The organism is Desulfoluna butyratoxydans, from assembly GCF_900699765.1.
Taxonomy (GTDB): Bacteria; Desulfobacterota; Desulfobacteria; order Desulfobacterales; family Desulfolunaceae; genus Desulfoluna; species Desulfoluna butyratoxydans.
In genome coordinates this window covers 1-18,781 of record NZ_CAADHO010000003.1, presented here as the reverse complement: position 1 = coordinate 18,781, position 18,781 = coordinate 1, and the positions used below count along the sequence as shown (strand labels likewise).

Annotated in this window: 21 protein-coding genes; 5 read left to right on the top strand and 16 right to left on the bottom strand. The window is 48.2% G+C overall.

The genetic code is table 11. The features are described from left to right. Positions 1 to 49: 49 nt before the first annotated feature. From MSL71_RS09070 to MSL71_RS09060, 3 genes are all read left to right on the top strand, one after another. On the top strand, positions 50 to 1,048 hold the full coding sequence (locus MSL71_RS09070) for a DMT family transporter (RefSeq protein WP_180139137.1): 999 nt from the start codon (positions 50 to 52) through the stop codon (positions 1,046 to 1,048). Positions 1,049 to 1,111: 63 nt separating this feature from the next. Further along, positions 1,112 to 2,554 carry a hypothetical protein gene (locus MSL71_RS09065; RefSeq protein WP_180139134.1) on the top strand — a complete coding sequence of 481 codons (1,443 nt, stop codon included), beginning with the start codon at positions 1,112 to 1,114 and terminating at the stop codon, positions 2,552 to 2,554. Positions 2,555 to 2,648: 94 nt separating this feature from the next. Further along, on the top strand, positions 2,649 to 3,440 hold the full coding sequence (locus MSL71_RS09060; protein WP_180139131.1) for an SDR family oxidoreductase: 792 nt from the start codon (positions 2,649 to 2,651) through the stop codon (positions 3,438 to 3,440). Between the two features lie 161 nt (positions 3,441 to 3,601). Here MSL71_RS09060 and MSL71_RS09055 read toward each other — a convergent pair whose 3' ends face one another. The 5 genes from MSL71_RS09055 to MSL71_RS09035 form a co-directional block, all read right to left on the bottom strand. After that, entirely contained in the window at positions 3,602 to 4,498 is an 897-nt protein-coding gene (locus tag MSL71_RS09055; protein WP_180139129.1) for a hypothetical protein, read from the bottom strand. Between the two features lie 1,183 nt (positions 4,499 to 5,681). Continuing rightward, positions 5,682 to 6,314 (bottom strand): LysE family translocator, encoded by a 633-nt coding sequence (locus MSL71_RS09050; protein WP_180139126.1) that lies wholly within the window; start codon positions 6,312 to 6,314, stop codon positions 5,682 to 5,684. A gap of 131 nt (positions 6,315 to 6,445) precedes the next feature. After that, positions 6,446 to 6,739 (bottom strand): YciI family protein, encoded by a 294-nt coding sequence (locus MSL71_RS26885; RefSeq protein WP_180139121.1) that lies wholly within the window; start codon positions 6,737 to 6,739, stop codon positions 6,446 to 6,448. Positions 6,740 to 6,840: 101 nt separating this feature from the next. Further along, positions 6,841 to 7,167 (bottom strand): DUF3795 domain-containing protein, encoded by a 327-nt coding sequence (locus tag MSL71_RS26880; RefSeq protein ID WP_180139118.1) that lies wholly within the window; start codon positions 7,165 to 7,167, stop codon positions 6,841 to 6,843. A 136-nt stretch (positions 7,168 to 7,303) separates the two neighbouring features. After that, positions 7,304 to 7,795, bottom strand: a complete 492-nt coding sequence (locus MSL71_RS09035; RefSeq protein ID WP_180139115.1) for a GNAT family N-acetyltransferase — start codon at positions 7,793 to 7,795, stop codon at positions 7,304 to 7,306. A gap of 182 nt (positions 7,796 to 7,977) precedes the next feature. Here MSL71_RS09035 and MSL71_RS09030 point away from each other — a divergent pair, with 182 nt between their 5' ends. Next, positions 7,978 to 9,066 carry a CNNM domain-containing protein gene (locus tag MSL71_RS09030; RefSeq protein WP_180139112.1) on the top strand — a complete coding sequence of 363 codons (1,089 nt, stop codon included), beginning with the start codon at positions 7,978 to 7,980 and terminating at the stop codon, positions 9,064 to 9,066. A gap of 10 nt (positions 9,067 to 9,076) precedes the next feature. Here MSL71_RS09030 and MSL71_RS09025 read toward each other — a convergent pair whose 3' ends face one another. The 6 genes from MSL71_RS09025 to MSL71_RS09000 all read right to left on the bottom strand — a co-directional run bounded on the left by MSL71_RS09025 (position 9,077) and on the right by MSL71_RS09000 (position 13,777). Continuing rightward, positions 9,077 to 9,430, bottom strand: a complete 354-nt coding sequence (locus tag MSL71_RS09025; protein WP_180139110.1) for a hypothetical protein — start codon at positions 9,428 to 9,430, stop codon at positions 9,077 to 9,079. A gap of 68 nt (positions 9,431 to 9,498) precedes the next feature. Continuing rightward, positions 9,499 to 9,798, bottom strand: coding sequence for a DUF805 domain-containing protein (locus MSL71_RS26875; protein ID WP_425484417.1), 300 nt, complete (start codon positions 9,796 to 9,798; stop codon positions 9,499 to 9,501). 194 nt (positions 9,799 to 9,992) lie between these two features. Beyond that, positions 9,993 to 11,003 carry a DUF6630 family protein gene (locus MSL71_RS09015; protein WP_180139106.1) on the bottom strand — a complete coding sequence of 337 codons (1,011 nt, stop codon included), beginning with the start codon at positions 11,001 to 11,003 and terminating at the stop codon, positions 9,993 to 9,995. 223 nt (positions 11,004 to 11,226) lie between these two features. Beyond that, positions 11,227 to 11,586 (bottom strand): hypothetical protein, encoded by a 360-nt coding sequence (locus MSL71_RS09010; protein ID WP_180139104.1) that lies wholly within the window; start codon positions 11,584 to 11,586, stop codon positions 11,227 to 11,229. Between the two features lie 14 nt (positions 11,587 to 11,600). Beyond that, positions 11,601 to 12,200, bottom strand: a complete 600-nt coding sequence (locus tag MSL71_RS09005; protein WP_180139102.1) for a hypothetical protein — start codon at positions 12,198 to 12,200, stop codon at positions 11,601 to 11,603. Between the two features lie 668 nt (positions 12,201 to 12,868). Continuing rightward, positions 12,869 to 13,777 (bottom strand): damage-control phosphatase ARMT1 family protein, encoded by a 909-nt coding sequence (locus MSL71_RS09000; RefSeq protein WP_246317758.1) that lies wholly within the window; start codon positions 13,775 to 13,777, stop codon positions 12,869 to 12,871. 88 nt (positions 13,778 to 13,865) lie between these two features. On the opposite strand from MSL71_RS09000, the gene MSL71_RS08995 reads away from it, so the two are divergent. Then, entirely contained in the window at positions 13,866 to 14,987 is a 1,122-nt protein-coding gene (locus MSL71_RS08995) for a radical SAM/SPASM domain-containing protein (protein WP_180139100.1), read from the top strand. A gap of 339 nt (positions 14,988 to 15,326) precedes the next feature. Here the strand turns inward: MSL71_RS08995 and MSL71_RS08990 are convergent, their stop codons facing one another. From MSL71_RS08990 to MSL71_RS08970, 5 genes are all read right to left on the bottom strand, one after another. Next, positions 15,327 to 15,677, bottom strand: a complete 351-nt coding sequence (locus MSL71_RS08990) for a zinc ribbon domain-containing protein YjdM (protein WP_180139097.1) — start codon at positions 15,675 to 15,677, stop codon at positions 15,327 to 15,329. 666 nt (positions 15,678 to 16,343) lie between these two features. Continuing rightward, a complete protein-coding gene (locus MSL71_RS08985) occupies positions 16,344 to 16,634 on the bottom strand; it encodes a hypothetical protein (protein ID WP_180139094.1) in 291 nt (96 codons plus the stop codon). 102 nt (positions 16,635 to 16,736) lie between these two features. Continuing rightward, positions 16,737 to 17,684, bottom strand: a complete 948-nt coding sequence (locus MSL71_RS08980; RefSeq protein ID WP_180139091.1) for an RDD family protein — start codon at positions 17,682 to 17,684, stop codon at positions 16,737 to 16,739. Between the two features lie 35 nt (positions 17,685 to 17,719). Further along, positions 17,720 to 18,133, bottom strand: coding sequence for a hypothetical protein (locus tag MSL71_RS08975; RefSeq protein ID WP_180139088.1), 414 nt, complete (start codon positions 18,131 to 18,133; stop codon positions 17,720 to 17,722). Positions 18,134 to 18,581: 448 nt separating this feature from the next. Then, on the bottom strand, positions 18,582 to 18,781 hold a 200-nt coding region (locus MSL71_RS08970), incomplete at its 5' end, for a hypothetical protein (protein WP_218950988.1).

Sequence of the window (18,781 nt, the reverse complement as noted above, 5' to 3'; positions counted from 1 at the left end):
TTTTCCATAGATTTTTGTAATACAAACGTAAGAAAGGAGATGATGTTGTATGTTGACTGACAAGACTCAAGGCCGGGAGAAAACGGGTTCCAGCGCGTCACCGTATCTCAGCCTGCTGGTGACGATGGTGATGTTCGGCAGTGCATTTGCGAGTTCCAAGTTCGTGGTGGGGGAGCTGCCCCACGAAGTGGCGGCGGCTCTAAGGTTCGGGGGCGGGGGCGCCCTTCTGATGGTCCTTGCCATGGTGATGCACGGACGTTCCAAGCCCGTGGGATGGGGGGCTGCCATGTCTGCGGGATTTGCAGGCCTCCTCGGCGTGTTTGCCTACAATCTCTTCTTTTTCTGGGGGCTCTCCCTGGCACCGTCCATCGACGGCAGCGTCATTGTCCCGGTACTCAGCCCTGTCATCACCACCGTCCTTCTCATCACCCTGGGCCGGGAAAAGGCCTCGTCCATGAGGATCATGGGGCTCTTCTTAGGGCTTGTGGGCGCGGGGATCTTCCTGGCCGGGGCAGGCACCGGGGCGTCTTTAAAGACCCGGATGACAGGTGACATCTTCTTCGTGGTCGGAGCCTGCTGCTGGGCCCTTTACAGCATTGTGTCCAAGACGCTTCTCTCCAAGGGGACCATCGACCCGCTGCGGGCCACGACGTGGGCCACGGCGAGCGGTGCCGTGGCCCTCATTGCCCTGGCCGTTCCCCATGCCCACGCAGTGGACTGGGCCTCGGTGTCTCCCACGGCCTGGTACAACGTGGCCTACCTCTGCGTGGGCCCCACGGCCATTGCCTACCTGTTCTACTATTACGGCCTGCAGCGGGTGAGCGCCTCCACCGCCACCATCATGATGTTCACGGTGCCCTTCTTCGGGTCGTTTTTCTCCATCCTCTTTCTGGGGGAATCCATCGGCCGCCTGCAGTTGACCGGCGCAACGGTGATGCTGGTGGGCTCTTTTATCGCCGTGATCATGGAGCGCAAACCCGCCAAAGCAGGCGCCCCCGAGCCCCTCAAAGGCTCAGAAAGCGACCTGGCCCAGGACAGGGCATCTTAATTCGTCACCTCTCACCATGCAAAACGGCCGCCGCACCCCACGGCGGCCCATGGAAAGGACACCATGAAGATATTCTCCAGTGACGGCTCTTTCCGCGCCACGGCCATCGCGTCGTGTTACGCGCGGCTCAGCGAAGTGTTCGACGAAACAGAAGAGGGCCACCCCCCAAAAAAAGATCCCGGCACGCAGCTTACGGCCCTTGAACACCGTGGACTGGTCTACCGAATCCCTGAAGGCGACTCCAGGGACGGGCTCTACTATCTCCCCTCTGCCGAGGCCAAGGCCTTCCTGGCAACATGGCTGGAAAACGCCCCAGCCAGCCTGGGCCGCCTGGCAAAAAAGGCCCTGAAACCCCGGAAAGGCGCCCTCATGGCCTTTCCCCTCCAGGAGACAGAACCCGGTACCGAACCCGATGCGCTGCACTGCTTCACCACGGACTGGAGCCCCCTGCCCGCGGCCTGTGCCATTGCCGTGCACCCGCACCACAAACTGGCCCCCAGGGGAAAAAGCCTTCCGGCCTTTACCGGGACGTATGCCCGTCACCCCCTGCACGGCGATCTCATGCCCGTCTGGGCCGTGGACTGGGTGGCCCCGGACATCGGCACCGGTGTGGTCATCGTGAACCCGGCCCATTGCGCCGCAGACCTCAGCTTTGCCAGGGACGTCGGCCTTCCCATCCGGTTCGGCCTGGTTCCGGCGATCCCCGGCCCAGACAGCAACACCTGGATCGAACCGCCGGTGATCCGTACGGGAGAAGCCTTCCGCACAGGCAGCCCCGCAGACGGCCTGACCCATGAGGCGGCTTCGGCCCGCTATCTTTCCGTCCTCACCGAAGCGGGGCGGGCACAAACCGTCACAGACTACTCCCTGGGCGCCCGGAAAGTCGCCGAAGCAGACCCGGCCACCGGCCATGTTGAGCCGGACAGCCGGTTCACCGCCCTCCTCGACTTTCTGGACACCTTCAGCGCCGCCCCCGGCTCCTGGATGCCTGTGCTGGACCGAGAGGCAGGCGCCCTGGAGGTGGCCCACCTGGTCTGCCTCTCCGTTGACTGCGGCATGCCTCTGCCCGACCCGGGCAAAACCATCATCGTGGGCACCACCGATTCCAACATCAACGGCGCCACGGACTCCCCGGCAGGCCGCCTCGCCTGCCTGTCATCCGGAGCCCCTGCCGACAGCCTCTCCCTGAAGCAGGAGGCCATGGACCAGGCAGAGCGGTTCATCGCCAACCTCTCCGATGCCCCTGACCTGCCGACCCTCTCGGACAAGGACGTTGCCAAGGGCGCCAAGCGATCGCGCAAGGTCATGGAGCACATGGCCGGGGCAGAGCCCCACCTGGCATTTCGGGAGCTCTACAGGCTGCAGCGGGACATCAAGCGAAACCAGGGCGTGGGAAAAGCCGATATGGTCTCCTTTCCCGCCCTGGCCTATGTGATGTCCGGCAAGGGAGGCGTGGGAGAACCAAACGAGGTCCGTCGCCTTCTGGCCCCCTTCTTTCGCCCCTGATAAACCAAAAAAAAGTAACTATTCAGCTCCACATGCCTCCGGCGGCCCTGCCGGAGGCATGTTTGGATTGATCAGTTACAAGGAAAAACAAACCATGGACTTAGGAATCAAAGGAAAAACAGCCCTTGTCTCAGCTTCCACCAGGGGGCTCGGCCGGAGCTGTGCCGAGGCCCTGGCGCAAGAGGGGTGCAGGGTTGCCGTGTGCTCCCGCAGCGACGACGCCGCCCGGGAGGCTGCACGGGAGATCTCGGGACGCCACGGTGTCGAGGCTGTCGGCTTCGGGGCGGACCTGACAAAGAAAGAGGAGATCCGCAGGTTGGTCCAAGGGGTGGACGACGCCCTGGGCACCCCGGATATCCTCGTCACCAACGCCGGTGGCCCGCCCCCCGGCACGTTTGAAACCACGGAGCTGGAGGACTACCCCAAAGCCCTGGACCTCAACCTCATGAGCGCCGTGCGCCTGATCCACCATGTCTGCCCGGCCATGAAGGCCAAAGGCTGGGGCCGAATCATTGCCATCACCTCCATCTCCGTGAAGCAGCCCATCGGCGACCTGCTGCTCTCCAACATGGCCCGGGCCGGGCTGACCGGTTTTTTAAAAACCGTGGCAACAGAGCTGGCCCCCCACGGCATCACCGTGAACGCCCTGCTGCCGGGCACCCACAAAACCGCCCGCGTGGACAAACTCGTCAAGGACCGCGCCGCCCTGGAAGGCAAACCCCAGGAGGAAATCTCCCGGAAAATGGTCTCGGCCATTCCCTGCGGAAGCTTCGGCGACCCGTCGGACTTCGGCGCCGCAGCAGCCTTTCTCGCCAGCCAACAGGCTCGCTTCATCACCGGCCACAACCTGCTTGTGGACGGGGGGAGATACATGGGGACATTGTAAGAATCGGCGCAAAAAAGCCCACCTCGTAGCCCCGAGGCGGGCCTCTCACACTCAAACAATACCTGACAAGTTCTCGTTACATTCAAACCCAACGATTTGAAAAAAAGGCTTGCTCTACCCTTCGGTCACGGCAAACCGTAATGCAAAGAGTCAAGTTTTCACTATTTTTCCTGATTTAAGGCATCAATTTTCGAAGGTATAGAAATAACGGAAGCCACTAAATCCAAAACAAAATAGTAGGACAGAAACAGTAGATATCCTACAAATGGCAACAGAGCTGTTAATGTAAAACCACCAATGGTCATCATCTTAGCGGTAATCTCTGGAATATAGTTGAATTTTGTAAACATGGCCCCTATCAAGCTAATTATGCTAAGAACGATCCCAGAGCCAAAAATTATAGGAATTATCTTTAAATTACTTTTTACAAAAAAAGATAATATTCCGATGAATTCTTCTCCAGCAGAGATGTTCTTATCAATATTGATATTAAGGAGATTCGGATTGAGCGAAAGCGCAAGCATATACTCACAAAAAACAAAAGAAAACAGACCAATAACAAAGGAGTTAAATGATGATGTTTTGATCCAGAAAAAAATGCCCGCGAGAAGAGACACAACCCCACAAAGGCCTGATATCAAGGCGATTGAGTTTAAGAACGCTTCCGATGACATTTTGGTTGGTGTTGAAGATATAATATTGGTCATATTTGGGACGAATTTATATGCCGTATAGTGAAGAACCACACACAAAAGCACCCAAGATACCCCAATCCCGAAAGAATACATAAAAGGAAGTGCATTATATCGGATCGGAAAAATCAATGAAGTTAGAAGCCCCAAAATACCGACAATGTATAAACCATATAAGCCGCACTTGATTAACCAGGCCTCACTTTTCTCAAAAAAATCTGAAAAAAAGTCCTGTCGAAAGCAGTCTAATAGTTTATCAATCCAAATAGCCGTTATTCCCTCATTCATTAGTACGTTTTTTAATTGAACCCCTGAACTCTCGTCAGATTTTTCAACTGCGTTCTCTTGAAATTCTTTTTCCATCATGATCCGTCCTTGAGCTAAAGTAAATGTTCCGATTTATCTCTTACCGTTTCGATTTAAGCGCGTGTTGATGGAGCATCGGCTGAATGCACTGATCGCACCCACCCATAAAAACAGAATTTATGGCATCTATTCCCAAACCTCTTTAATCATAAATACAATCACAAAGAAAAATGCTTTCTATAGTAAATCAGCCTGTGGCTATGATAAATTGTCTAAAGACTCTACTGCCTGCTTTATCAATGAATGAAGTGGTATCTACTCCGGCAAAAAAAACAGGCATAATCCCATTGGATATTGGACAGTGATAGTACCTGTAGCCCTAAATGAGAAATCAACTAGAATATTTTCAGTCATACGCTGTAATTCAACATTTTTCAATTTAGAAAAACCATACATACCTGAAAGAGAACTTTGGACAACACGCTGCAAAGCTAACAAAAAGCACAACTCTTTTATCTTAAAACAGTAAGCACTTCTCATAGACATATTATCCAACGAATTTGCTGCCGTTCACGCAGAACACAAAAAACGGTGCACCCAATCCGGGAACGTTTCACAAGTACTAAAGCAAGAGGGAACTTTTTTGGTAGACAAGGGATGTGCCATTCAGGAATTGGACTTTCGATCCATTCTATCTACATGGTATCAAGGACATCATGGGCAGAAATAAAAAAGCTCTGGAAAAAAGCGGACTTCCATCTAACGCATGGGCTTTCGCACTATCTGCGATAACTCTCTTGAAGCGGTTCGCAGCGTTGGGGGGTGCACACGGCTCGCCCAAAGGGTGAGAAAATCGATCAGAAAATCGTAAATTACATTTTATACCCTTGAATTATCGATCTTTTCCACAATAACTTCTTGTAATATTGTCTCATTATTCCAATTGAGACGCTTTCTCATGAAAGATCCGGGCCAAACACCGCAGCGGCCTTGCTCTCAAGCCTACAGGCTGGTCACATACCCGGTCACAACCTGCTTATGAATTGAGGGAGATATATGGGGACGTTGCAAGGATCAACGCAAAAAAGCCCACCTCGTACAACCGAGGAGGGCTTTCATCCCGACCACCTTCCAAGGCGATGCCCTCAGTGGGGCAACCGTACCACCCGGGACATCGGTATTCTTGCGCAAAAGATCAGGTGCAGGGACTTTGACACAGCCGACCATAAAAAATTACATCGCATCATTTGTTTGAAGACGTTGCCATCAGAATGCCAAAGCCCAAAAAAACAGAGCCACTTGCCTGACGTATTGCCTTCATTCTGTACGGTTTTCTGAACCAGCCTGTCGCTCTGTCTGCGATCAGGGCATAAAACACCAGAAATGCACATGACGACGCCATTAACACCGAAATAAGTGTCAAGAATTGGGGAACAAGGGCTTCATCATGGTTTATGAAGGGTGGAAACAGGGCCGTGAGGAAAACAATGGCTTTTGGATTGGTCACAGCGACCCCAAATGCATGGGCGAATATTTTCCATGGCGCCGTCCCGACCTGGTGACATTCGCTGGTTTCCATTCCGGCATCGGAGCCTTGGTGAAAGATAAGCTTCACCCCCAAAAACATCAGGTACAATGAACCGGCATATTTTACGGCGGTAAATATCGTCTCTGATGTTTGCAACACGACCCCCAGGCCTGAAACCGCCACAAGCCCAAGGCAAAAAAGCCCCGCGATATTCCCCAGGGCCGCAAATGTCGCCTGACGCCATCCATGCAACGCAGACTTTGTCATGATAAAAAAGACAGCCGGACCCGGGGTTGCGGTGGCAACAAGCACCAGTGCCATGTATATGAGCCACGATTGAAAAGTCATCTTTCCTCTTTTTCAGGTATACTCAAGTATAACAGGCGTGATAGGTTCCAAGTAGACGGAAGACCTCTCCAGATTGAGGAAAGGGTAGCACTAACTATTCGACAAATGCCCCGCTCGGTGAACGTGAAAAACTAAACCAACGTTTCCTCGTCAAATGCTTTTGACCAATGATAGACATCCACATGTTCACGCATACCACAGGTCCAGAATGGATCTGATTTGTAGAGTTCATGGACGTTGCTCTTACTCTCAGCCTCTACGACCCAAAACGCGCCAAGTGGACTTGAGGTCGGTTCATCGCGTATGGACCCGGCAACAAGGATCGTTTGGCGTCTCTCATCCAACCAGGCAATATGAGCCTGAAGGTACGTCTCTCGAAGCGACTGGCTGTCTGGCTTGTCTGTAAAGCGCACTACAAATAACATAGCCTATTGATCCTTACTTAGCCCGGATATTTCACGAGTCGAGTAACCACGACAAAGAGTTTTCATTTCGTATCGGGCCTGGATTCTGAGAAAATTACTTTTCAACTCATTTTTTCGAGGTTCTCCCATGCATCTGGTTTGTTCTTAATTTCACATTCTAACTCAGCACACGGAAACCCGGAGCATTCGGCACAAGACGTATAATTTTTCGCAATGCAACACGGCCGCATGTTGCATCTGTTACTGCAAAAGAAGGAATGTCTTTTGTCTTCTTTGCAACCGTCACAGATAACATACTCCGGCTTGACTTCAGCATGATAGGCTCGTGCCAGATTTCGGGCAACGGTTTCCAACTCTTCTCGTTTACCCGACTGAGTTGCTATATAGCTTTTGCACTTCGAACAGTCAATTCCACAGTAAGCAATCATTCATTCTTATCCTTACGGAGGTAACACATATCCGGGCTAACGTGCAGCAAGGTGCGACAGGGTTAATTATCCGTCAGCATTGAAACCACAATGGTCACCGAAAATACGGCACAGGTGCGGATAAAGCCGATGGCAATCATGATGAACCGTCATAGCCAAGCACATGGTTTTCGATGGTATGATCCCCAAAGGCAAAGCGGTGGGTGCCGATATGCTCAAATCCGCATTTTTCATAAAACCCCACAGACTTGTTCCTGACCCACGTGTACAACCAGAACCTGTCCCCAAACTGTTCTTTTATCTCGGCCAACAGCTTTTGGCCAATGCCACGTCCCTGAAAAGGGGAGTGGACGTATAATTTTTCAATTTCAAACCCACTCACGCCACGTTGAAATCGGGATTCCAAATTAATGAGGGCATACCCTCTGATATACACCCCATCTTCAAAGACCAGGCACCGGTAACGGGAATCTCGCAGGCGCTGCAAAAAATACTCTTCGTTGAAAGTAGACAAAACAAATCTTGAGTTCTCTGTACAGATCCCATCCGCAGAATATGTTTGAAGCCACACCCCCAAAGAGAGTGCCGCTAAATTGATGCAATCTGAATCACAAGCCTTTCTGATCATCGACACCCCCTAATCCGGATATTTCATGAGAATGCTAATAGGCCAAGGCATTAAAATGTCATCATAACCCGAATATTTCATGGGTCGCATGCACCCACAAAGTCATGTTGAATCAATGCTGAATCCCTGATATCTTGGTTAAAAACAGAATGTAACGCAAAAAAGGATCAAAGGATCCCCACATGACATTACTTTTCGTTTACATTTTCATCGCTCTTTTTTTCTCTTTTGCCTGCTCCATGATGGAAGCGGTTCTTCTGAGTATACCCCACTCGTATATCGGTGTTGTGGAGAAGAAAAGCCCAAAAGCGGGGAAACGGCTCAATGATTACAAGCAGAACATTGACAGACCGCTGGCCGCCATCCTGAGCCTCAATACCATTGCACATACCGTGGGCGCAGCCGGAGCGGGTGCACAGGCCGCTGCGGTTTTCGGAAGCCAGTATGTGGGAGTCATCTCTGCGGTACTGACCCTTCTGATCCTGATCGTTTCTGAAATCATCCCCAAATCCCTTGGCGCCACCTACTGGAAGCAGCTTGCGGGAACCGTATCGCTGATGCTGTCGTACCTTATCCCCCCCATGCTTCCCTTTGTCTGGATTTCAAAGTACATCACCCGCCTCTTTTCACCTGAAACAGCGCCACATACCTTCTCCAGGGAAGAATTTTCAGCCATGGCGGAACTCGGGGAAAAATCCGGAGAAATAAAGAAGCAGGAGGCCCGCATCCTGAGAAGCCTCTTCCGGTTCAACTCACTGCGGGTCAAGGACATCATGACACCGAGAACCGTGGTCTTTGCCCTGAAACAGGAGATGCTCTCCGAGCAGGTCCTCGAAGCCCATCCGCATATTATTTTCTCACGGATACCGCTTTACTGTGAAAACCTGGACACCATCACCGGCTATGTCATGAAAAACGACATCTTGCTGGCATCGGCCAAGGGAGAGGAGGCCAAGCCCCTGTCTGAATTAAAGCGGGACATCATAACCGTTCAGGAAACCATCTCCCTGACGGTGATATTCGACTTCCTTCTCACTCGCCAGGAACACATCTCTCTGGTGGTGGATGAATACGGAGGGACAGCAGGAATTATCACCATGGAAGACATCATCGAAACCCTGCTGGGGATGGAAATCATGGATGAGGTGGACACCATCGCCGACATGCAGGCCCTGGCCCGCTCCCAATGGGAAGAGCGAACCCGCAGGATGCTTAAGGACAAGCAGCTGGACCATTCGGAAAAACCCGTCTACGTGATCAAGGACCAGTGACATATCCGGGTTAGTACACCCACGTCCCTTCTTCGCTCAGGAGAAGCTCGTCACCACGATAAACCTCCAAAAGCCCCTCCTCATACACGAGATAGGAAATATCACCATTTTTAAATCGATACCCGATAAAACGATTGGGCGTAACGCCATCGGCGCACATTGAATTCCAGGTGGCGCCCTTCAGCGTGATGGATTTACCTGTTTTGTTATGGGTGCCGACATAAGTCACATCACCACATGAAACAACACCCTCCTCACAATGGGTCTCGATTGTGATTGTGTAGTTTTTTGTTGTCAGCTCAGATGCAAAAGCCTGAGAGGCCAACACCAATAGCCCGATGAAAACTTTAATAATCGTTTTCATGGTTCCTTTATCACTAAAAATCATATTGGACACAGGTTTATTTTCCGATATTCTTTAGGCATTTAAAGCTACTCAAAACTATTACCAGACTTAGTTCCAGGGATAAAGCACAGCAGGAATCCGAGAAACAAATTCCCGATTAGGGGAATAAGGTTTAACAAAAACCACCAGCCAGACCTATTCAGGTCGTGAAGGCGTTTCACTGAAGTTGCTATCGCAGGCCAAATGATCAAAAGATTGAACACCCTAATTGTGCCCGTACCCAAAGAATACCCCAGGCCTCTAAAGTAGTACAAAGATAGCAAAACAACTGAGAATGGAATAACCCAATACAACCAGTATCGAACCAAAGACAACCTTCCATTCATGCCGAAGTATACGTGTATTATATTCATGGGATGTTGGGGATATCTTTTACATCTGATGGTTGTTACTGACATTGATGGAATGCAAGAAAGTATTGCTGAGTATCCCGTAAAGGCAGCAACACAAACATCAACGTCCTACCCGCAGCATGTCCTTGTTAGGATTAAATGTACAGCCCACGGAAGTGGAATTCGTCTCATTTTTCATAATAATCAAACCCAATTTTAGCCACAGCCTGTTCAACCCTGTTTTTATCTTGAACCTTATGCAAAAGAACGATGTATTCATCTGATTCTGTATCGATAAACCCCAATTGCAGACCATGTTCTCGCAATGGTTTATCGTAATCTTCGAAAACATGATCAAATGAAACGGTTGCGTCCTCACTGTAGGTATCGGGCGTTGGCAGATCAATGTGGAGGCCGTGGTTATGTTGGATGTTACTGGACAACACCCCATCCAATTCAGAGACTTCAGCGGCCCAGTCCATGCGCATGATGAAATCACAGTCGTTGTGTTCTGAAAAGCATATAAGATCAAGCAGAACAATTTCGCTGTATTCAGCGTGCAGGTTGGCCAAGCATGTTTCAATCGCCTCTTTGCAGGAATCAGGTTTCACACACAACCCGATGAGTTCCTTGAACCCCTCTTTTTGATCCTTGCTCAAAGAGAGACTGTTCTCGTCTCTTTTTGGCGTGCCTTCGGCTTTTTTTGGCTTTCGCTCTACCCAGATACCTTCGTTGTCACTTTTCTCCACCATTCGTTTCACTTCTGCCAGGGTCTTTTCGACCCGTTTCACAATTTTCGTATCTTTTACAGGCCCATGAAGTTCCGGAATCTGAAACCACTCAACCCCGACACCCCCACGGCATTGTCTTAATTCAAGTCGGTTTCCGATGTTGGCAATAAAGTAAAATTTTGTTGGAAAATTATAATCAGACACATCATAAAAGATGATAGAGCGTGGCAGGAAAAACGTTTGCCCTTTTGATGTATAGTAAAGCCCGTCATTTCTTAGCTTCACATGCTTGAATACGTTGAACCCGGCTTTGATAAAGCCCGCAAGAATGGCAATTTTCGTGCTCTGGAATTCAAATTCAGATTGATCGGTTCTGTCAAAGAGAAAGTCAAACAGTTCAATGGTTATGATGTCGCTTTCAATCGGCTTTCCGCTTAATTTTTCTTCTGTGTAATAGATTCTCGCCATAAATCCTAAAATTCATCCTACTCTGAGTCACTTAAATCAACGCCAATGAGCCGTTTGGCTGAAGTACAACTTTGATACATAATAAGAACACGCTCTTTTTTCAGCAAACCTTACAATACCGGCCCACGCGTCATTCAACATTATATAGGACAAACAATGAGTCAGAGCAATTCATTACTCAACGATATAACACTTAAGTGTTCTTGACTCAAAAGCACTAAATTCAATCCAAAACAGTTATACTTGTTGGCCTGCTACCAATATCCATTCTTTTCCAGGCATCCAGAAACACTTTAGCATCATCGGCGATGATTCCAATACACCCATTTGTACCCCTTACGTTTCCATCAGGGTGTATGCCAAACCCAGTACGCCCCTTTGCATTGAACAGAGGTTCTATCGGAATAAAAAAACAAGCCCCTCCCGCACAATACGGGGAGGATAGTTTGCTGCCTTCCACAGCTTCCCTAACCTTTATTTCATAGTTACCAGGTGGCAGCTTCCCTCTTCCGTGTGGACCGCTTACAGCATTATACGATTGGCCATTAAATGTTAACGTTTGTGATTTGATGCGATATATCATAATTTCCTCCAAATTTATTTAATCCCGAGTTCTGATAACTCAATATTATGTTGATGAAGTTCTCTCACTATATAATCGGGATTGGATTTATAAATTTGAAGTATTTGGTCGGACAATGATTCTCTGTCAGCCCCGTCGGAAAACTCATACCCTGACAAAAGTTTTTTTAATGCTATTTGATTGGTTATTGCAAAGTTAGCCAACCTTCTTTGCAAAGGTGACGATACATTAACATAGTCTGTTTTATATCTTGATATCTTCCAAATACGCCTTTGCTGTTCACCAACAGGATACAACTTTATAAAGTCATTTTCATACCGTTTTTCCAGTGTTCTTTCATACAATGTAAACGCAATAAATACTTTTCGAATTGGATCTTTCTCTCTCTTGTAAATCGAACTCAGTACTCTAATATTGTTTTCTGTCAGAGTTAAGTGAGACAGTAAAAACAGTGATGTAGTAAAATCACTATCAGTGCAGTCATTCACTTTTTGAATCAAATATTCAGAAATAGTGTTGGTATTATCTGAATCTATTTGGCACTGACCATCAACTGCCAACAAGAGAAATAAACAAATGCAACCAACGACAACTTTTCTTAAACTCGAAAACATTTTAGGCCTCGTTTTTGTTGTATTTTCATTAATCTTGATACATGGACAATGGTTTACCATATTTCTATAAGAGCTATTTTAGCTATCCGACCACATTTTACTTTACTACCACTCCACCAGGGTTAGCCCGAGTATTTCACGAATAGCCCGAACCGACGACCGACCAGTACCGTTCGACTGATCACATGGTAGTCAGCCTTTTGGTCTGAATACACCACGACCATAGGGGAAACTTGCGGCATCGCTCCTCATTTACGACCTTGTAAAATATGAATACCAGGTATGTTTTCAGGGTTATATTTTTATGATTTAGAGATGATGATTACGTTTTCGGTTATCTCACAGTCGAACGTGGGATGTCCAGTTCGAAGAATTTGTCCCCGCACTCGGACATCTTCATGGGTTCGGAATGTGAGGCCCCTACCCCGGATGTTTCACGAATCGAGTGCACACATACCCAAGGCATGAGAGCCGCAGATGCCATGGTTTACCTCAATGTTCCGATAACGCAAAAGATGAGTACACCCGGCTCGCCCGAAGAGTGAGAAAACCGAGCATAAAACCGAGAATTACATGTTGCGTTTTTGAAGCGTCTAATATCTCTGCAGTAACCCTTGCAATCATACACCATTGCTTCAAACAGGCCGTTTTCCCATGAAATATCCGGCCTAACGCCTCACAATAACCATATTGTTCTTCTCCACACCCAAAAGTTCAGCAATGGGGGCACACTTTGCGATCAGGAGAAAAAAGATGTTCGGATGATCGCACTCCATCAGTCCCTCAAAGTTCCCCTGCCCCTTTGAAATAACAAGATCCGCCGCGTAAAACGCCTCCTTGAACTCGTCTGAACTGAAATCCATGAGTGTGGACGGAGCATCCGCGCCATTGGAAAGAACCCGGCACACTCGGTCCATGCCCACATACCCGGCATCTTCTTCTGTCACGTCATTGATGACCGGCTTTCCGCGCACGGCAAAGGTGATATTCGGATGCCCCAGGGTCTCGATGAGCAGCTTGTCAAAAACCACCTCCCCGCAGTTATCCCCCAGGTAGAGAACGCTTTCCGCGCGGCCCAGCGCCTCTTTCAATTCCCCACGCATATCGATGGTCAGGTCCTGCTGGAGAAAGCCCTGAATCTGAGCGGAGATATCACGGCTGACACTGTGGGCACCATAATCGATGATATTTCCGATCACGGCCAGTTTCGCAGCGGTGTAAAACGGGTCGTCTGTATCACGCACCCTCTTTTTCCAGTCTTCATACTGGCCGAGGAGCAGGTCATTGGCCTCTTTTTTTTCCGCTGCATACAGATTCCCATTGTCCAGGTGCTGCCTTGCAATCCGGTGAACCTGCGTTGCCAGCTGCGGGTTGGCCATATCGCGATTGGCGGCCAGCAGCTCATGCACGGCAAAAATAAAGCCTTCAGCGGTATCCGCATCAGGCTTGAATTTACGAATCAATGACTCAACGGTCTTGATATGGCAGAAATAACACTCGTGTCTCATTTGCGTTCTCTTTTCTCTTTTCTCTTTTCTCTTTTTTACCCATTCGATATCCGGCTGCCGCCCCACCATCACGAAAGCAAAAGAACTGGCATCCGTTTGGAAATACAGATAGAGTCATCCATGTGGTACCTCAAGGACCCGCAAAGGAGGACGTCGTATGTGGAAAACACCATGGCAACGCACTCGCCTTGACTGGCTGCAGATCGAAGTGAGCTCCGTCTGCACCAATGCCTGCATGTACTGCCCGCAGACCGCATACGAATCATGCTGGGAAAACAGATTTCTTGCCCCCGAACAGATAGACGCCATCCTCCCCCATCTTCATCCGAAGACCTACATCCATCTCCAGGGCTGGGGAGAGCCCTTTGCCCATCCGCAACTGGTCTCCATCATCAAAAACTTAAAAGATAAAGGATTCAAGGTCGGTACCACCACCAGCGGCACGATGCTGGATGACGACACCATGGAAGCGCTGGTGGATATGGGCCTGGACCTCATCGCTTTTTCCACTGCCGGGTGTAGCGGTGAAGAAAATGACCCCATTCGCCAGGGCACTTCCCTGGAACAGGTCATCCGCTGCATCAATACCATCCAAAAGTACAAGGCCGAAAGACACACAGCGTTTCCCAGGGTCCATATCGCCCAGATGCTGCTGCGGTCGAACCTCATCCACCTCGACACCTACCCGGCCTTCTGGAAGAAGCTAAAGGTTGATCAGGTGGTGCTCAGTTCACTGTCCCTGGTCACGCGTCCCGAGCTCCAGAAGGAGGCCTGCCTGGCCGACACCATGCAAGAGTGGGATGATCTGAAGCGGAAGCTCTATGATATGCGCGCCAATGCCGGTCTGCAAAACGTGCTGCGGTTTCACCTGGTATCCCCTTTCATGCTCTTCAATCACTGCACGGAAAACATCGCAAAATCCGCTGTGATTGCCTCTGACGGCACCGTGGCACCCTGCGTTATGTCAAGCCTTCCCGTCACCGGGCAAGTCCGCCACTGGGCCCATGGCCGTTCTGCACCAAAAGAGAGCCTCCACTGGGGAACGATGCAGGAGGTGAATTTCAGAGACATCTGGAAGCAGAAGCCATACAGCGCATTCCGAAGGCAGAAAGAACGGTTAGAGGGGCCATGCCGCACCTGCCTGAAACGGTCCGTCGAAACCATGGAAACAGCGTATCAGATCGTCCCCGAATCCATGACCTGTCGCTGGCAGATCATTCAGGAAGCCAACGCGGAAAGAGACGCCATTCGGCGCATGGAAAAGGCCATGAAACCGTAACCGTGGAGCCTACAGAAACAGGGCCGGAAATAAAACAAGGTTCATGATGTCTATGGTCATCATGAACCTGTCGTCTTGCCTCCATGGGATCGGGCAGGAGATGCCCCACTCAACAAGCCACCGTTCTGGTTCACCCAGACCTTCGGACACCTGAAGCCTGACGATACATGTAGGATGGGCAAAGCGGAGCGTGCCCATCTGATGCTTGAAGCGCCGTCATCTCCCCATTGGCTTACCCCTTTAAAAACCGTCAAGGAGTTGCTTGGAGGTGGATCGTGGGGCTGTTTGAGGTGGGTTATGCAGCTTAATGAGCCTGTCCCCTGTTTCTCTGCTTGTCTCTTAGCCCTTTTTGACAACAGAGCATTTGAGATACATGGCACCAAAGCCTGTAATCTTACAGGAGATATCGTGTCCATTTACAGGTTCATCAAGAAGCCTGATATTTTTGACCTTCGTACCACATTTCACGGTGTCTTTCCCGGCCTTGAGATCTTTGATGGTGGTGACTGTATCTCCATCCTGCAACGGAGTGCCATTGGCATCAAGAAACTTGGGAGCATCTTCTGAAGAGGCATCAGAAGCCTCATCAGCTGACCACTCATGGGCACATTCAGGGCATACCCACATGAACCCATCGGGATAGGCATAAGGTGAATTACACTTGGGACACATCTTCTCTTCAACTGACATAGCAATATTCCTGTTTTTTTTAATATAAGCTTGGTTTAAAACACTTTTTTTCCGTGCAACGAAACACTTAGCCCGGGTATTTCACAAGACGGGTGCACCCACTATTCAAGGCATCGGAGCTGCAGATGGAATTGTTTACCTCAACGCTCTGATAACGCAGAAGATGGATGCACTAAGCTCGCAGCGCGATGACGCTTGTAGCATGTCAAACAGATCAAAGCCATAGCGGTTTTCATTGGACCAGGGACGGCAAGGAACAAACTCTTTTTGTGATGCGTCTTAATATCCCTGATGTCGGCTGAAAGGCACGAAAACCTGATCGCGTGGTGAGCTCCCCTGCGGAAACTCTGCGTCCTCACCACAAAGAAACGCTACCTCAGCCGAATGTCGTCTTCGGAAATCATGCCCCCAGGTAAACCGTCGCCAGCAGATGTGGTTGCCAATATTCGCAAACCTGCACATATAGGATGGGCAAAGCGGAGCGTGCCCATCTGATACTTGAAGCGCCGTCATCTACCCATTGGCCGGACGCTTCTATAACCGCAAAAGAATTTGGTTGGAAGTAGAGCGTGGGGCTGTTTGAGGTGAACTAAGGCTTGTACTTTATATAGCTCAAAAGACCTGTCTTCTTACTCGCTCACTCTTACCCTTCCTCGCAATTAATTGTTAAGCTGATGGATCTTTGGCCCTTTGCCAGGGAGAATCAACAGATTTACGCCAGGCACACCAACCAACGGGTAAATCAGCAATGTCACGGAGAGAGGGATCAATTTGTAAGGCCGTCCCCATACCTACAATCCTACCATCGTCTGTATTATCTGTTGTTCCGCATAAAAATGCCCATGAGTGGTCATCAGAGTAATGTGTAACTCTCAAAATGGGATGTCCATCCTCAAGAACTTGACGAGTTGTAATAGCAGCTACGTTTGACGCCTGATCAAAAGGCCATGCTTCCATTATAATTCCTATCATATTGATATTAACGTTCGCTTCAGCAGAATGAGAGAGTGCCTATGATCACAACAATCGGTCATCATGAGCCAGTTATCTCATTTCATGTCAAATTTCTTTCTCGTTCTTTGCCAGCCAATACTCCGGGGCAAAAGAATAACGAGAGCTGATCCATTTCGAGGCAATCCCAATATCATAACCGTAGGTCAGGACAACCTGTATCTGATTTTTTTGAGTTGCTTCCTTGTGACTTTCTAAAGCTATATTCACGACTTTGGCAGCAAATTTCTCTGCATCAATTTTTGGGTCATTTACAATAACTTGAATATTCAAATAGGTTGTCGTTTTGGATTCATCACCTACCCGTATAGTGGTTGATTGGCCATCCTGAATGGTTGCGTAAACCACGTGGGGAAGATTCTGTATATTCTTCCTGGTAGCAGTAAGTTCTGAGAAAAATTCGTTTTGACTTAACTGATTACTAAATATTGGAGCAAGTAACGCAAGCACCATAATAATGGTGCAAATTGCATAGTGACCCGACCAAATAGGTTTCACTATTTCATCTGATTCAAGGTCTTTGCGAATAACATAAGTACCCGTGATAATGTCATGTAGCGACTGACGAGTGTTTCGATTGAAAACGCTCAAGTAGATTATAGAAATTCCGAATCCAAATACAAGCAGCGACACGAGCGGAAGAACGACAGGAAAGAAAATTGACTCCGGAATTATGGCCCCATTCAGAAAATATGGAATGCCAATAATGGAATATCTCAGAGTACTTTGAGTTAAATTGAGAAGTTTACCGGTCTTATCAACAACCTGTACTTTAAACACCCTTTTCCCGATGGTTTGCCCGCCACCGAATCGACTGTTCAGTATTACAAAATACATAGCCGCAATTGGAAATCCGATCGCCCGTCCCCAGCCACCCAATTCTGCAAATTGTTGAGAAAAAGCCAGGCCGAGAAAAAGGCCAAAAACACACAAAATTAAAGCGTCTACAAATAATGCACCGACCCTCACCCAAAAGCCAGAAATTTCATATTTCATTTTGTATTTACCCTTTTTGAAATGTAACTTACGGTTCAGCCGAGCGGTGAACGAACGCTGGATGAAGGCGATGGTTCGACATTTTTGGTAAATTTTATCTTTATGATGTTATAAACACCTAAAATGGACAAATAGATTATCGCAACATACAAAACCATGGGAAATGCAACACAGGCGATCAACCAAGCTGCTGCATTTTTATCCAACGATTTTGCTACCCTATAAATGGATAGTAACAATAAAACGAATTCTGCTCCAAAGACTGCTATAGCAAACACAACAGCATCTTGATGCTCAAACATGGCCCTTTCAAGATCAAAACCTCTAAAATCTGACGCATTATATAAATAAAATAATAATGCAATGGTCACGATTATGAGAGAAATCGAAAATATGAGGTTTTTCAAGCCTCGCCAGATTTTTTGAATATCCGTGTTTTTTTGATTCATTGTATTTTTTGAGGTCAATCGCCTGCACGAATGAACTTAGAGACGCATTGTGCTACAGACCGAAAGACAAAAGCGATCAATTAATAACGCCATAAAAAACAAGAATTTGTCGTCCAGCCTAAGTTAAAAGCCTTGTGACTTGGAATTACTTTGATTGATCAGATACCCCTTAATCAGATAGTATATTTTCAAATATGGAGCAGTAAAGCTTTTGAGAAATTTATGAGATACATTCAAACTTTCTATCCCTGAATAAAGACTAAAATACAAAGGGAGAATTCCAATTACAAAGGAAAAAATATAAAGCAGATAATCTCCAGGAAAATAGTATCGTAATGTGTTTCCAGTTAGAATCTTGATAGGAAGTGCAACAATCATGAATGCAAAACAAAACGAGAACACATTCATGGTCCAATAAATACATGAAAAAATGATTACTTGAATTACATTAAGAAACATAAACAGACCTCTTGCGAACGTGGAAATCAAGGACGCAACTTTTTGCGTCTCCTGGATTCATTGGATAGACACCTGCGCTTACCCCCGATTTTAGGACCACAGGCTTAAGTGGAATCTGCATCCCAATAATGCTAATAGCGAGAGGATGCAGATGGGAAAAAAACGAAGAAAATTTACCGACAAATTTAA

Excerpts from the sequence above, each read along its gene's own strand:
- MSL71_RS09070 (WP_180139137.1), top strand. The coding sequence starts at position 50 with ATGTTGACTGACAAGACTCAAGGCCGGGAGAAAACGGGTTCCAGCGCG.
- MSL71_RS09065 (WP_180139134.1), top strand. The coding sequence starts at position 1,112 with ATGAAGATATTCTCCAGTGACGGCTCTTTCCGCGCCACGGCCATCGCG.
- MSL71_RS09060 (WP_180139131.1), top strand. The coding sequence starts at position 2,649 with ATGGACTTAGGAATCAAAGGAAAAACAGCCCTTGTCTCAGCTTCCACC.
- MSL71_RS09055 (WP_180139129.1), bottom strand. The coding sequence starts at position 4,498 with ATGATGGAAAAAGAATTTCAAGAGAACGCAGTTGAAAAATCTGACGAG.
- MSL71_RS09050 (WP_180139126.1), bottom strand. The coding sequence starts at position 6,314 with ATGACTTTTCAATCGTGGCTCATATACATGGCACTGGTGCTTGTTGCC.
- MSL71_RS26885 (WP_180139121.1), bottom strand. The coding sequence starts at position 6,739 with ATGTTATTTGTAGTGCGCTTTACAGACAAGCCAGACAGCCAGTCGCTT.
- MSL71_RS26880 (WP_180139118.1), bottom strand. The coding sequence starts at position 7,167 with ATGATTGCTTACTGTGGAATTGACTGTTCGAAGTGCAAAAGCTATATA.
- MSL71_RS09035 (WP_180139115.1), bottom strand. The coding sequence starts at position 7,795 with ATGATCAGAAAGGCTTGTGATTCAGATTGCATCAATTTAGCGGCACTC.
- MSL71_RS09030 (WP_180139112.1), top strand. The coding sequence starts at position 7,978 with ATGACATTACTTTTCGTTTACATTTTCATCGCTCTTTTTTTCTCTTTT.
- MSL71_RS09025 (WP_180139110.1), bottom strand. The coding sequence starts at position 9,430 with ATGAAAACGATTATTAAAGTTTTCATCGGGCTATTGGTGTTGGCCTCT.
- MSL71_RS26875 (WP_425484417.1), bottom strand. The coding sequence starts at position 9,798 with ATGAATGGAAGGTTGTCTTTGGTTCGATACTGGTTGTATTGGGTTATT.
- MSL71_RS09015 (WP_180139106.1), bottom strand. The coding sequence starts at position 11,003 with ATGGCGAGAATCTATTACACAGAAGAAAAATTAAGCGGAAAGCCGATT.
- MSL71_RS09010 (WP_180139104.1), bottom strand. The coding sequence starts at position 11,586 with ATGATATATCGCATCAAATCACAAACGTTAACATTTAATGGCCAATCG.
- MSL71_RS09005 (WP_180139102.1), bottom strand. The coding sequence starts at position 12,200 with ATGTTTTCGAGTTTAAGAAAAGTTGTCGTTGGTTGCATTTGTTTATTT.
- MSL71_RS09000 (WP_246317758.1), bottom strand. The coding sequence starts at position 13,777 with ATGGTGGGGCGGCAGCCGGATATCGAATGGGTAAAAAAGAGAAAAGAG.
- MSL71_RS08995 (WP_180139100.1), top strand. The coding sequence starts at position 13,866 with ATGTGGAAAACACCATGGCAACGCACTCGCCTTGACTGGCTGCAGATC.
- MSL71_RS08990 (WP_180139097.1), bottom strand. The coding sequence starts at position 15,677 with ATGTCAGTTGAAGAGAAGATGTGTCCCAAGTGTAATTCACCTTATGCC.
- MSL71_RS08985 (WP_180139094.1), bottom strand. The coding sequence starts at position 16,634 with ATGGAAGCATGGCCTTTTGATCAGGCGTCAAACGTAGCTGCTATTACA.
- MSL71_RS08980 (WP_180139091.1), bottom strand. The coding sequence starts at position 17,684 with ATGAAATATGAAATTTCTGGCTTTTGGGTGAGGGTCGGTGCATTATTT.
- MSL71_RS08975 (WP_180139088.1), bottom strand. The coding sequence starts at position 18,133 with ATGAATCAAAAAAACACGGATATTCAAAAAATCTGGCGAGGCTTGAAA.